Origin of the sequence: Ornithinimicrobium tianjinense, assembly GCF_014636495.1 — a bacterium.
Lineage (GTDB): Bacteria > Actinomycetota > Actinomycetes > Actinomycetales > Dermatophilaceae > Ornithinicoccus > Ornithinicoccus tianjinensis.
The window spans coordinates 780,212-792,943 of record NZ_BMEM01000001.1; the positions used below are offsets into that span (position 1 = coordinate 780,212).

Sequence of the window (12,732 nt, forward strand, 5' to 3'; positions counted from 1 at the left end):
CTGAGCGCGTTCCTGACCCACTCACGTGAGTGGCTCGTGCACATGGAGGGCTGAGCGGGTCGCCCGCCCGCTAACGCCGCGACCGCGCCGCGCGGCTCCCGCCCAGCGTCCCGAGCAGCGGGGAGCCCGCGCCCAGCAGGAAGCCGAGGTCGTACCAGTTGCCGGCGCGGTCCACGTCATACACGGGGAAGCGGTCCCAGCCCCCGAAGACGTGCACGATGAACACCACCCACGCGGTGATGCCGTTCCAGAGTCCCCACAGGATGTCTTGCCACCACATCCCTCGATCCAAGCAGGGGGCGCGGGACGCCGACCAGGAGGACAACCCCCGGATCGTCGGATCCCACCACCGCGGGCGGGGTCCGGCGGGGACGTGGTGGAGTAGGTCCATGACCGCACCCGTCCTCGCCCTCGTCCAGCCGGCGGACCAGCCGCCCCGGCACATGTTGCAGGCGGCCCGCGCCGCGGAGGACGCCGGTCTGGAGGAGGTGTGGCTCTGGGAGGACTGCTTCGCCGCGAGCGGCGTGGCTCCCGCCGCGGCGGTCCTCGCGGCGACCGGGCTGCGGGTCGGGGTGGGGCTGTTCCCGGCCCCGCTGCGGGTGCCCTCGCTCACCGCGATGGAGATCGCCACGCTGGCGGAGATGTTCCCCGGCCGGCTCCTGCCCGGGCTCGGTCACGGGGTGCAGGAGTGGATGGAGCAGGTCGGGGTGCGGCCCGCCTCGCCGGTGACCCTCCTGCGCGAGCACCTCGTCGCGATCTCCGCACTGCTGCGGGGCGAGGAGGTCGCGATGCGCGGCGAGTATGCCGTGCTCGACCAGGTGCGGCTGCGGTTCCCGCCGGAGGCCGTGCCCCCGCTGCTCGTCGGCGGCCGCGGGCCCCGGACCCTGCGGCTCGCGGGCGAGCTCGGCGACGGCGTGATCCTCGACCAGGCGGTGGACCGGCGCGGGATCGCCCGACCTCAGGTGGTGCGCGAGGCGCTCGACCAGGTCGGTGCTGCGCGGGAGGGCGCCGGGCGCAGCGGCCCGTTCGAGGTGGTCACCTACCTGTCGACGCCGGACGGGGTCAGCGCACGCCACGTCGCCGAGCAGGCCGCGGCCCTCGGTGCCGCCGGCGCCACCAGGGTGGCCGCCTTCGCGGGGGGCGTCGACGGCCCGCCGGCGTCAGGCGACGCGGTCCTGGCCTTCGTCGACGTCCTCGCCGACGCCGCCGCCCTGCTCGACCGAGCCTGAGCTCAGGCTGGGCGGGGGAGGGCGGCCTCGACCGCGGCGACGAGCTCAGCGGAGCCTGGTTCCACCCCGGGGCGGAACCGGGCGCGCGGCGCGCCGTCCGGGCCGACGACCCACTTCTCGAAGTTCCACTGCACGTCGCCGGCCTCGCCGTCGGCGTCCTCGACCTGCGTGAGCTCCTGGAAGACCGGGTGTCGTCCGGGCCCGTTGACCTCGACCTTCTCCATCATCGGGAAGGTCACGCCGTAGGTCGTCGAGCAGAACTCCTGGATCTCCTCGGCCGTGCCGGGCTCCTGGCCGCCGAACTGGTTGCAGGGGAAGCCGACAACGGTGAGCCCGCGCTCGCCGTACTCCTCCTGCAGCCGCTCCAGCCCCGCATACTGCGGTGTCAGGCCGCACCGGGAGGCGACGTTGACGACGAGCAGCGCGCGACCGGCGTGCTCGCCCAGCGTCGTGGCGCGTCCGTCGAGCGTGGTGAGGGGGATCTGGTGCAGAGTCACCCGGCCACCCTACGACGCGCGTAGCCTCGCACCATGAGCGGCGACTGGACCGTGTGCGCGACATGTGGCGTGGAGAACGACACGGGGGAGGAGGTCTGCGCCATCTGCGCCGACGAGCGGCAGTACGTCCCGCTGGCCGGCCAGACCTGGACGACGCTGGCCGAGCGCTCGGCCGCCGGCTGCCGGATCGAGGTGAGCGAGCTCGAGCCGGACTGCTACGCGCTCCACGCGACCCCGAAGATCGACATCGGCCAGAGCGGCCTGCTGGTCCGGACGCCGGCGGGCAACCTGCTCTGGGACGTCCCCGGCTACCTCGACGACGCGGCCGTCGCGGCCGTCCGCGAGCTGGGTGGCGTCGCCGCGGTCATGGCCAGCCACCCGCACATGTACGGCTGCCAGCTGGAGTGGGCCAGGGCCTTCGGCGCCCCCGTCTACGTCGCCGAGGCCGACCGTGAGTGGGTCCGGCGCTGGGGCGAGGAGATCGTCACGTGGTCCGAGCCCTTCGAGCCGGTGCCGGGGATCCTCGCCTGGCAGCCGGGCGGGCACTTCCGGGGCAGCGCCGTCGCGCTGTGGGGAGCCGGTGCCCAAGGGCGGGGCGTGCTGCTGTCCGGCGACACCTGCAAGGCGGTCGGCCCCCGGGGCTGGGTGACGTTCATGCGCTCCTACCCCAACGGCATACCCCTGTCCGCCGCGGTCGTGACCAGGGTGGCGGCGTCCATCACCGAGCGCCCCTTCGACCGCCTCTACGACAACTTCGCCCTGCAGATCCCCGCCGGTGCGCGCGAGATGGTGCGGCGGTCCGCCGAGCGCTACGTCGCCTGGGTGCGCGGCGACCACGACGACCTCACCTGAGCCATGCGCCTGGAGAACATCGTCATGCAGGCCCGGGATCCGCAGGTCACCGGACGGTTCTGGGAGCGGGCGCTCGGGCTGACGACGAGCGACCCCGGCACCGACGGGCTCTACGAGGGGCGGCTGGCCGTCGGCGAGATCTGGATCGACGTGTGCATCGAGCGGGTCGAGGCACCTCCTCCGCCGGGGTGGCGGCTCCACCTGGACCTCCTCGGCGGCGACGGGCAGGCGCAGGACGAGGTGGTCGAGCGGCTGCTGGGCCTCGGTGCCCGCCACCTGGACATCGGCCAGCGCGACGTCCCTTGGGTGGTCCTCGCCGACCCCGACGGCAACGCCTTCTGCGTCATGGAGGAGCGGGACGCCTACCGCGACACCGGCCCGATCGCGGCCCTGCCGCTCGACAGTGCCGACCCCGAGCGGGACGGTGCCCTGTATGCCGCGCTCACCGGCTGGGTGCCGGTCGTCGGCGTCGCCCCCGTCAGCCTCCGGCACCCCAGCCTGCACGGGCCGCTGCTCGAGCTGTGCCCCGAGCCCGCGCCGAAGGTCCGTCAGAACCGCACCCACCTCGACGTGCGACCCGACCCCGACGGCCCCGACCAGCAAGGGCTGGTCGAGCTCGCGCTGTCGTTGGGGGCCAGCCGCTCGACCGAGCCGTGGGCCCAGGGGCATCCCTGGGTGGTCATGCAGGACACCTCGGGCAACGAGTTCTGCGTCCTCGGGGACGTCTAGCCACGACCTGCGCCGGCGTGGTGCCGCTGCGACGATGGGGTGATGACGCCGACCTCCGTCGCGACGGCGACCGACCGCACGCCCGTCCCGATCGGCGACTACGCCTTCGTCGGCGACCGCCGGACCGCTGCGCTGATCTCACCGGCGGGCAGCGTGGACTGGCTGTGCCTGCCCCGCTTCGACTCGCCGTCGGTGCTCACGGCGCTGCTCGGCTCGCACGAGGACGGTCGCTGGCTGGTGGGTGTGGCCGACGGGCAGGTCCAGGACCGGGGCTACCTCGAGGACACCTTCGTGCTGCGCACGACCTGGCTGGCGCCCACCGGCACCGCGGAGTCGCTGGACTGGATGCCGGTCGACGGCGGGCGCTCCGACCTGGTCCGGCAGGTGCGGTGCACGTCCGGGGAGGTCGAGGTCGTCCACGACCTGTGCCTGCGCTTCTCCTACGGCGAGATCGTGCCCTGGGTGCGTCGGCTCACGGTGGCCCGCCCGGACGGCACGTCCGAGGAAGTGCTGCACGCCGTGGGCGGTCCCGCCTCGCTCGCCCTGCACGGCCCGCTGCCCCGCCCGGTGCCGGGGCAGCGCCGGCACCAGGCACGGCATACCCTCCGCGCGGGCGAGGAGCTGACCTGGGTGATGACGGCCCAGGAGTCCTGGCGCGAGGTGCCGCCGATGATCGACGTCGCGGCGCACCTGGAGGAGACGGTCACCCACTGGCGCGGCTGGGCGGCGCCGATCGAGGTCGAGGGGGAGTGGGCGGAGCAGGTCCGCCGCTCCCTGCTGGTCCTGCGGGCGCTCACGCACCGGGACACCGGCGGCATCGTGGCCGCCGCGACCACCTCGCTGCCCGAGGAGCTCGGCGGGTCGCGCAACTGGGACTACCGCTTCACCTGGCTGCGCGACTCCGCCCTCACCCTCGAGGCGATGATGGCGCACGGCTTCGACGCGGGGGCGACGGCGTGGCGCAGCTGGCTGCTGCGCGCCGTCGCGGGCGACCCCGAGGACCTGCTGATCATGTACGGCCTCGGCGGGGAGCGGGAGCTGCCCGAGCGCGAGCTCCCGCACCTGGCCGGGTATGCCGGTTCGCGCCCGGTCCGCATCGGCAACGGCGCGGTGGGGCAGTACCAGGCCGACGTCGTCGGCGAGGTGCTCATCGCGCTCGGCCAGCTGCGCGACGCCGGCCAGGAGGACGACGGTTTCTCCTGGGCCCTGCAGCGCTCGATGCTCGAGCTGCAGACGCGACGGCTCGACGAGCCCGACCACGGCATCTGGGAGATGCGGGGCGACCCGCACTTCTTCACGCACGGCCGGGTGATGATGTGGGCCGCCTTCGACCAGGCCGTGCGGGCCGTCGAGGACCACAACCTGCCGGGCGACGTGGACCGCTGGCGCGAGCTGCGCGACCGGTTGCGTGCCGAGGTGGAGGAGCGGGGCGTGGGACCGGACGGGGCCTTCCGCCAGGCCTACGACACCACGGAGGTCGACGCCTCCCTGCTGCAGGTGCCGCAGACCGGCTTCTGCGACTACGACGACCCGCGGATGCTGGCGACGGTGGCCCGCATCGAGGCCGAGCTGCTCGACGACGACGGCTTCGTCCACCGTTACCGCACGAGCGCGGACCGCGACGGCCTGCCCGGTGGTGAGGGCGCCTTCCTCATCTGCACCTTCTGGCTCGTCGAGCAGTATGCCCACACCGGCCGCCTTGACGAGGCCGAGGCCCTGATGACGCGGCTCGTCGGCACGGCCGGCGACCTTGGCCTGCTGGCCGAGGAGTATGACGCGCGGCTGGGCCAGCTGCTCGGCAACTACCCCCAGGCGTTCAGCCACCTCGGCCTGATCCGCGCCGCCGACGCCATCGCGCTCAACCGCGGGGCGCGGGGGCACGGCAGGGCCAGCCGCTACGGCACCTCGGCGCGGTGCTCGCGGACCGGCTGACCCAGGACGCCGACGCGGGCAGGCCCACCCCGCGAGCGCGGGGTGGGCCTGCCGTCGAGCGTGGGCTCAGCCGAGCCGCGTGATCACGGGCCGGTATACTCGAAGATGTACAGACCCAGGTCACGGTCGGAGGCGGCGACATACTCCCTGCCGTCCGTGCCCTCGAAGGTCTGGACGCCCCAGAAGTTGTTGCCGCCCTCGTCGATGAAGCGGCCGACCTCGACGATCTTCTCGTCGACGATCTTGATGACACGCAGGCCACCGACGTAGTACGACACGTAGGCCAGGTCATCCTGGTCGTGCGAGACGGCCACCTCGTGGACCGACAGGTCGCCGAACCCGCTGGCCTTGTCCGCGTCCATCGCCTCGGGGAGGGCGTAGGTGTCGAGCTCGGTCAGCTTGCCCGTCCCGTTGCGGTAGAGGTGGACGTAGCCCCAGCCGTCGAAGTAGGACGACAGCGTGAGCGTGTCACCCACGGTCCCGACCGCGATCGGCGCCAGACCCGACCCGTCACCGGCGAGGCAGGCCTGCTCGTCGAAGGCGGTGTCGAAGATGTCGTAGCCGGCCTCGCGGGCGGCGACGCCGTAGGTGGGCAGGACGCTCTCGACCGACATGGCCAGCGAGCCGTTGCAGGCGTCGGACCCCTCACGGTTGAAGATGAGGATCGCGTCCCAGCCACCGGCGGCCTCCACGTTGGTGGCCTTCTCGGTGAAGGTGCACACACCGCGCTCGACGACCGCGATGTCCACGGCGTTCGGGTCACCGGCCGGCACCGCGGTGTCACCGATGCAGCCGCGGCCGACGAAGGTGGCGGGGCCGGTCACGGTCTCGCCCGCCGGGCCGGCGCCCTGCGGGGCGACCAGGTCGGTGCCGTCCGTCTCGTTGCGGGCCAGGCCGCCGTACGGGGAGAAGTCCTCGTCCGCGGCGAGCACGTACTGGTTGTCGTCGGTGAACTCCGCCTGGTGGGCGTTGCCCTCGGGGACGACCGAGACGCCGTTCTGCTCGAGCATCTGAGGGTCGGCCTCGGCGAAGTCGGTGTCACCGATGTAGGTGGCGTCCGCCGGGTCGGTGACGTCGAGCATCACGTAGCCGCCGTCCCAGTAGGAGATCAGCATGACCTGACGACCGTCGATCTCCTTGACGATCATGTCGTGGTGGAAGACCGAGGTGAGGTTGGCCGGCGCCGCCTGGAGGATCTGCGGGAACTCGGCGGCCAGGTCGTACTCCCTGACCATCTTCGGCTTGCGCGGGTTGGTGATGTCGAGGATGTCGACGTCCGCGGTCTCCTCGTTGTCGACGATGACCACGTAGGCCTTGTCGCCGGCGTCCCAGGCGAAGGCGCTGTGGATCTCGTGCGCCTGCTTCTTCTTGTCCTTGGCCGCGATGTTGTCGTCACCGATGCCCTCGACGAGGTAGGTCGGGTGCTCCGGGTTGGTGACGTCGTAGATGTTGACGCCGCCGAAGCCCGCGCTGCCCTTGCAGACCTCGTTGTTGGTCACGAGGATGTCGCCGACGAAGTACGGGGTGTCGATGCTGATCGTCTGGATGCCCTCGCCCGGGGCGCTGCCCTCCTTCGCCTGGATGAAGGCCACCTCCTCGGGGTTCTCCACGTCCCGGATGTCCACGACGTGGACGCCGTTGTAGGAGCAGGTCTGCCCGCCCCAGGCGGCCAGGTAGGCGTAGCCCTCGTGGACGCCGACGTCGGCGATCTTGCCCTCGACCACGTTCTTCAGCTCGAGCTTGCTGACGAGGTTGACGTTCTCGCTCGTGGCGTCGAGGTGGCCGTCCTCCCCGTCGTGCTGCGCGTGGTGGCGGTGCGTCGACTTGGCGTCGTCGATCCCCCCGTCGTCCTCGAGGATGACATGGGCGCTGGCCGGGGCCATGGCGATCGCCACGACTGCCAGGGCCCCTGCCAGTCCGGTGGCCCGTCGTCTGATGGTGCGCATGCGCGTCCCTTCGTGTGAGGTTCGTCACGTCTTCCTTGACGCGACGGACCATCATGGCTCAGGTCAGCGCCCCTGCGCAGGCATCAGCGCAAAATTTTGACGAACCTTGACCTTTGCCTCGTGCGGGCAGCTGTCCGGTCACCCCTTGAGGCGCACCATGCCCTCCTGCCCCACGGTCGCCAGGAGCGTGCCGTCAGAGCCGAACATGTGCCCCATACCCAGCCCGCGGCCGGACTCGGCGGACGGTGAGGAGAGGCTGTAGAGGAACCAGTCGTCCACCCGGCCCGGCCGGTGGAACCACATACTGTGGTCCAGACTGGCCGGGCGCAGCCGCGGGTCCCCCCAGCCGATGCCGTGCCGCCGCAGGATCGGCTCGAGCAGGGTGTAGTCGGAGGCGTAGGCCAGGATCGCCGCGTGCAGCAGGTGGTCGTCGGGCAGCGGGCGCTCGACCCTCATCCACACCGACTGCTCGGAGGGGCCCGGGTCGGCGGGGCCGAGCAGCAGCCGCTCGACGTGCCGCAGGTCGACCGCCCGGCTGCGCGCCGTGTGCTGGGCGTAGGGGTGGTCGATCCTGGCCAGGATCTCCCGGTCCGAGCGCAGCTCCTCGGGGCGCGGCACGTCGGGCATCGGGATCTGGTGGTCCAGGCCCTCGGCGGGCTCCTGGAAGGAGGTGATCATCGACAGCAGGATCCGGCCCTCCTGCGTGGCGTGGACGCGGCGGGCGGAGAAGCTGCGGCCGTCGCGCATGCCCTCGACGACGAACTGGATCGACTTGCTCGCGTCGCCGGGGCGCAGGAAGTAGCCGTGGAGGGAGTGGATGTGGCGGGGACCGTCCCCGTCGTCGACGGCGGCGACGGAGCGCCCGGCGGCCATGACGCACTGCGCGAGGACCTGACCGCCGAAGACCCTGCCGTAGAGCTGCGGCTGACTGCGTCCGGTGTAGACCTCGCCGACATAGGTCCCCAGGTCGCCGGTCGCCTCTGTGGGGGAGGCCACCTCGATCGTGGTCGGACCCTCGTAGGTGAGGTCCAGGACGTCGAGCAGGTCGTCGATCGGGTCGAGCAGAGGCGCGTCGGTCACCCGCCAGAGCCTAGTGGCTCGGGTATGCGGTGCCGCTCACCTCGGGCAGGCGCGGCGACCTCTCCAAGCTCATCCCACGATGACGACGTCCAGCGTGCGCGGGCCGTGCACGCCCTCGACCCGGTCCAGCTCGATGTCGCTGGTGGCGCTGGGCCCGCTGATCCAGGTGAGCGGCCGGCGGGGCTCGAGCAGCGCCACGGCGTCGGGAACGTCGTGGACGACCTGGTCGGCGCGCACCACGCACACGTGCTGGTCCGGGACCAGAGTCAGGGCGCGCCGGCCCTGGTCCGGCTCGTGGTCGAGCACGACCGTGCCCGTGGTGGCGATCCCGACGCGCGCGGCCGTGACCACCGCGCTCACCGCGTCGAGCTCGGCGGCGGTGAGCAGGGCGCCGTCGGCGCCGGAGTCCGGCACCAGCTCGACCCCGGCCTCGCGCGCCGCCGCCACCCACGAGGCCTCCAGGCCGTCGGGCACGACCACGCTCCGCGCACCCGCCCGGTCCAGCAGCCCGGCCACGACCGTCCCGACCTCCTCGGGCCGGCAGCGGGTGACGCTCGCGCGGTAGTCGGCGACGTTCTCGGCGAACAGCTCGAGCGTCTCGCCGGCTCCGGGGGAGGGCACACCGATGACCGGCGCCGGCCCACGGTGCCCGACCGGGGTCGTCACCTCGGTGGTGGCCGCACGCAGGCGACCCAGGATCTCCTCGCGCGCGCTCACGGCGCCTCCTCCACGTCATACCCGTGCGTCCTGGCCCACCACTGACGGAAGGTCTCCGGGGGCGGGGACGGCACGTCGCGGGCCTGGGTCCAGGCGCCCAGGCCCGGCAGGGACCGGACCGTCCGGTCGCCGAGCAGGCGGCTGCCGAGGGTCGCGCCCCGCTGGGCGGCCTCCAACCGCCGGTGGTCGGCGAACATCCACGCCGCCGCCTTCATGGACAGCGCCTCCGGCGAGCGACCCGAGGCCTCGTCCACCACCTGGGTGCGCAGGTGCACCAGCAGGGACGGGATGTCGATGCGCACCGGACAGGCCTCGAAGCACGCGCCGCACAGGGACGAGGCGTACGGCAGCGACTTGTCGACGTCGGAGCCGGTGCCGCGCAGCTGGGGGTTGAGGACGGCGCCGATGGGGCCGGGGTAGACGGAGCCGTAGGCGTGACCTCCGGCCCGCTCGTAGACCGGGCAGACGTTGAGGCAGGCCGAGCAGCGGATGCAGCGCAGCGCCTGCCGCCCGAGGTCGTCCGCGAGCACGTGGCTGCGGCCGTTGTCGAGGAGCACGACGTGGACGTCCTGCGGGCCGTCGCCCTCACGGACGCCGGTCCACATGGAGGTGTAGGGGTTCATCCGCTCGCCGGTGGACGAGCGGGGAAGCAGCTGCAGGAAGGTGCCGAGGTCGGCGAAGGTGGGCAGCACCTTCTCCACGCCCACGACCGAGATGAGCGTCTCCGGCAGGGTCAGGCACATGCGGCCGTTGCCCTCGCTCTCGACGACGACGAGGGTGCCGGTGTCCGCGATCGCGAAGTTGGCCCCCGAGATCGCCACCCTGGCGCGCAGGAACTTCTCGCGCAGGTGCGCCCGGGCCGCCTCGGCCAGCCGCGCGGGCTCGTCGGTGAGGTCGTCCGGCGCCGGCCGGCCCACCCCGCCCATCTCGCGCCGGAAGATCTCCCGGATCTCGGCGCGGTTGCGGTGGATCGCGGGCACGAGGATGTGGCTGGGCCGGTCGTGGCCGAGCTGGACGATCAGCTCGGCGAGGTCGGTCTCCCACGCGTGGATCCCGGCCTCCTCCAGCCGCTCGTTGAGCTCGATCTCCTGGGTGGCCATCGACTTGACCTTGACGACCTCGTCCGAGCCGGTCGCGCGGACGAGGTCCAGCACGATGCGGTTGGCCTCGTCGGCGTCGCGGGCCCAGTGCACGGTCGCGCCGTTGGCGACGAGGTTGGCCTCCAGCTGCTCGAGGTAGTGGGGCAGGTGGTGCAGCACCTCGTCCTTGGCGTCGGCGCCGGCGACCCGCAGCTCCTCCCAGCGGTCGACCTCGCCGACGACGGCCGCGCGCTTGGCGCGGATGGTGGACGTGGCATGGGCCAGGTTGCGACGTTGCTGGGTGTTGCGCAGCGCGTCCTTGGCAGCCTTCTGGAACGAGGGCATCCCCAGGAAGATGGGGGAGGTGGTCTGCAGGGTCATGCCGGGTCCTCCTCGGTCGAGGCGAGCACCTCGGCGAGGTGCATGGTGCGCACGCCGGCGCGCTGCCGGCCCAGGATGCCGCCGATGTGGGCCAGGCACGACCGGTCGCCCGCGACGAGCACCTCGGCCCCGGTCTCCCGCACGTGCCGGGCCTTGTCGGAGCCCATCGCGATCGAGACGTCGGCGTTCTTCATCGCGAACGTCCCGCCGAAGCCGCAGCACTCCTCGGCCGCGGGGAGCTCGACGAGGTCGATCCCGCGCACCGCCCGCAGCAGCTGCAGCGGCTTGTCGGCGACGTGGAGCATCCGCAGGGAGTGGCAGGTCGGGTGGTAGGTGACGCGGTGCGGGAAGTGCGCGCCGACGTCCGTCACGCCCAGCACGTCGACGAGGAACTCGGAGAGCTCGTAGGTCCGTCCGGCGACGTCCTCCGCCGCCCGCTCCAGTCCGGCGTCACCGGCCCTGCGGGCCAGGGCCGCGTGCTGCTCACGGACCGAGCCGACGCAGGAGCCGGAGGGGGCGACGACATACTCGAAGGGGTCGAAGACCTGGGCGAACCGGCGCACGAGCGCGGTGCCCTCGTCGGCGTAGCCGGTGTTGGTGAACATCTGGCCGCAGCAGGTCTGCTCGCGCGGGAAGACCACCCGGCAGCCGAGACGCTCCAGCAGCGTGACCGTGGCCCGGGGCGCGTCGGGCCACATCGTGTCGTTGAAGCAGGTGGCGAACAACGCCACGGTGGGGGTGTCGCTCATCTCGTCCTCCTCGGTGCGGACCGGACCGCGGGTGCCCCACACTCTAGTCCGACCGTGGCACAGAATGGGGCCATGACCCTGCTGCCGGACGTGCCGGACGTCGCCACGCTCTACCCGATCACGGTGCGGTGGTCGGACATGGACGCGTACGCGCACGTCAACAACGTGCAGTACCTCCGGTTCTTCGAGGAGGCCCGCGTCTACGCGTTCAAGCACTGGTTCGGGCAGGAGCGCGACCTCATCAACGAGGGGATGCTCGTGGTCTCCCAGGCGATCGACTACCTGCTGCCGCTCGAGTTCGCCTACGCCCCCGCGCGTGTCGCGGTGTGGTGCTGCGACGTCGGGGCGGCCAGCTTCGAGCTCGGGTATGCCGTGGCCGGGCCGGAGGGGGACGACACCGTCTACGCGCGCGGTCGGGTCACCCTGGTCGCCTACGACCTCGACGTGCAGCGGCCGAGGCGGCTCGGCGAGGCCGAACGGGCGGCGCTGCAGGCGGTCTCCGGGGAGCGACCGGTGCTGCGCGGCGACCGGGTGCGCGGGTGAGCGCCTCGGTGGAGGGCGCGCGGGAGCTCGTCCTCGCGGACGGCGAGGGGGTGGCCGACCTGGCGACCTATGTCGCCCGCGCCCGGACCCTCGACGCAGACGGGGCGATGCGGCTGCAGGCGGTCGGCCCCGTCCTCGCGGCGTGGGTCTGTGTCGTGCCGGGTCAGGGGATGATGCGCTCCGGGCTGGTCCTGGCGCTGCGGACGATGGCGCTGCACGGGCCGCACGAGCTGGACGTGACGGTGCCGCTGCGCAGCCTCGCCGACCGGTTTGCCAGGCGTTCGGCCACCGGTGACGCGAGCACCTCGCTGCCCGTGCCGCCGACCGAGGTCTCGCCGCAGTGGGCCGGGGTGTCGCCGCCTCGCGGGGGTTGGGAGCCGGTGGGTCAGGTGAGCGCGGAGGCGCTGCTTGCGGCAGCGGAGCACGGGATCGAGGAGGTGGCGAAGGGCGCGCCGGACGGCTCCGGCGCGGCCGCCGTGGCCATGCTGCGAGCCCGGGTGTGGGCCCGGGACATCGAGGGTGGGGCGACGGCCGGGGCCGGGCTGGCCACGCGCGCTCTCGGCTTCGCCCGACCGGGGGACGGCCAGGTCGCCACCGTGCACCGCAGCGGCCCCTGGACCCGCGTCAGCCTCCCGGCCGGCCACGTCCTGTCGCGCTGACCGCGCCCCACCCTCCACCCACCCCCCCCGACCGGACAGGCGTTCCTGCCGGACCGGACAGGCGTTGCTGCCGGACCGGACAGGCGTTGCTGCCGGACCGGACAGGCGTTCCTGCCGGACCGGACAGGCGTTGCTGCCGGACAGCCCCGACCGGGCTGGCACTAACGCCTGTCCGGTGGGTGGGGGCTGTGGCTGGGCTGGCACTAACGCCTGTCTGGTCGGGTGGGGCGGTGCTGGGTTGGCACTAACGCCTGTCTGGTCGGGTGGGGCGGTGGCTGGGTTGGCACTAACGCCTGTCTGGTCGGGTGGGGCGGTGCTGGGTTGGCACTAACGCCTGTC

At 72.8% G+C, this 12,732-nt stretch carries 13 protein-coding genes; 6 read left to right on the forward strand and 7 right to left on the reverse strand.

What is annotated here, in order from left to right; genetic code table 11:
- Positions 1-70: 70 nt before the first annotated feature.
- Positions 71-280, reverse strand: coding sequence for a hypothetical protein (locus IEV65_RS03705; RefSeq protein WP_188428235.1), 210 nt, complete (start codon positions 278-280; stop codon positions 71-73).
- 109 nt (positions 281-389) lie between these two features.
- Between IEV65_RS03705 and IEV65_RS03710 the strand changes: the two genes are divergently transcribed.
- Positions 390-1,229 (forward strand): LLM class flavin-dependent oxidoreductase, encoded by an 840-nt coding sequence (locus IEV65_RS03710; protein WP_188428236.1) that lies wholly within the window; start codon positions 390-392, stop codon positions 1,227-1,229.
- A gap of 2 nt (positions 1,230-1,231) precedes the next feature.
- Here the strand turns inward: IEV65_RS03710 and IEV65_RS03715 are convergent, their stop codons facing one another.
- A complete protein-coding gene (locus IEV65_RS03715) occupies positions 1,232-1,726 on the reverse strand; it encodes a glutathione peroxidase (protein ID WP_188428237.1) in 495 nt (164 codons plus the stop codon).
- A gap of 33 nt (positions 1,727-1,759) precedes the next feature.
- Between IEV65_RS03715 and IEV65_RS03720 the strand changes: the two genes are divergently transcribed.
- Genes IEV65_RS03720 through IEV65_RS03730 form a run of 3 tightly spaced genes read left to right on the forward strand, consistent with a single transcriptional unit; the run spans position 1,760 to position 5,239 of the window.
- Positions 1,760-2,578 (forward strand): MBL fold metallo-hydrolase, encoded by an 819-nt coding sequence (locus tag IEV65_RS03720; protein ID WP_188428238.1) that lies wholly within the window; start codon positions 1,760-1,762, stop codon positions 2,576-2,578.
- A 3-nt stretch (positions 2,579-2,581) separates the two neighbouring features.
- On the forward strand, positions 2,582-3,307 hold the full coding sequence (locus tag IEV65_RS03725; protein WP_188428239.1) for a VOC family protein: 726 nt from the start codon (positions 2,582-2,584) through the stop codon (positions 3,305-3,307).
- Positions 3,308-3,349: 42 nt separating this feature from the next.
- Entirely contained in the window at positions 3,350-5,239 is a 1,890-nt protein-coding gene (locus IEV65_RS03730; RefSeq protein WP_188428240.1) for a glycoside hydrolase family 15 protein, read from the forward strand.
- Positions 5,240-5,322: 83 nt separating this feature from the next.
- On the opposite strand, the gene IEV65_RS03735 is transcribed toward IEV65_RS03730, so the two are convergent.
- The 5 genes from IEV65_RS03735 to IEV65_RS03755 form a co-directional block, all read right to left on the reverse strand.
- Positions 5,323-7,185, reverse strand: coding sequence for a PA domain-containing protein (locus IEV65_RS03735; protein ID WP_188428241.1), 1,863 nt, complete (start codon positions 7,183-7,185; stop codon positions 5,323-5,325).
- Between the two features lie 138 nt (positions 7,186-7,323).
- Positions 7,324-8,265, reverse strand: coding sequence for an acyl-CoA thioesterase (locus tag IEV65_RS03740; RefSeq protein ID WP_188428242.1), 942 nt, complete (start codon positions 8,263-8,265; stop codon positions 7,324-7,326).
- A 69-nt stretch (positions 8,266-8,334) separates the two neighbouring features.
- The gene (locus IEV65_RS03745) at positions 8,335-8,982 is read right to left on the reverse strand and encodes a LutC/YkgG family protein (RefSeq protein ID WP_188428243.1); all 648 of its coding nucleotides are present in this window, start codon (positions 8,980-8,982) and stop codon (positions 8,335-8,337) included.
- Positions 8,979-10,442: a LutB/LldF family L-lactate oxidation iron-sulfur protein gene (locus IEV65_RS03750; protein ID WP_188428244.1), complete on the reverse strand. Its 1,464-nt coding sequence runs from the start codon at positions 10,440-10,442 to the stop codon at positions 8,979-8,981. The genes IEV65_RS03745 and IEV65_RS03750 overlap by 4 nt, the downstream gene beginning before the upstream one ends.
- Positions 10,439-11,191, reverse strand: coding sequence for a (Fe-S)-binding protein (locus IEV65_RS03755; protein WP_188428245.1), 753 nt, complete (start codon positions 11,189-11,191; stop codon positions 10,439-10,441). The genes IEV65_RS03750 and IEV65_RS03755 overlap by 4 nt, the downstream gene beginning before the upstream one ends.
- A 72-nt stretch (positions 11,192-11,263) precedes the next feature.
- On the opposite strand from IEV65_RS03755, the gene IEV65_RS03760 reads away from it, so the two are divergent.
- Both IEV65_RS03760 and IEV65_RS03765 read left to right on the forward strand, forming a co-directional pair.
- The gene (locus IEV65_RS03760; RefSeq protein ID WP_188428246.1) at positions 11,264-11,734 is read left to right on the forward strand and encodes an acyl-CoA thioesterase; all 471 of its coding nucleotides are present in this window, start codon (positions 11,264-11,266) and stop codon (positions 11,732-11,734) included.
- On the forward strand, positions 11,731-12,393 hold the full coding sequence (locus IEV65_RS03765) for a DUF8185 domain-containing protein (RefSeq protein WP_229734852.1): 663 nt from the start codon (positions 11,731-11,733) through the stop codon (positions 12,391-12,393). The genes IEV65_RS03760 and IEV65_RS03765 overlap by 4 nt, the downstream gene beginning before the upstream one ends.
- Positions 12,394-12,732 lie beyond the last annotated feature (339 nt).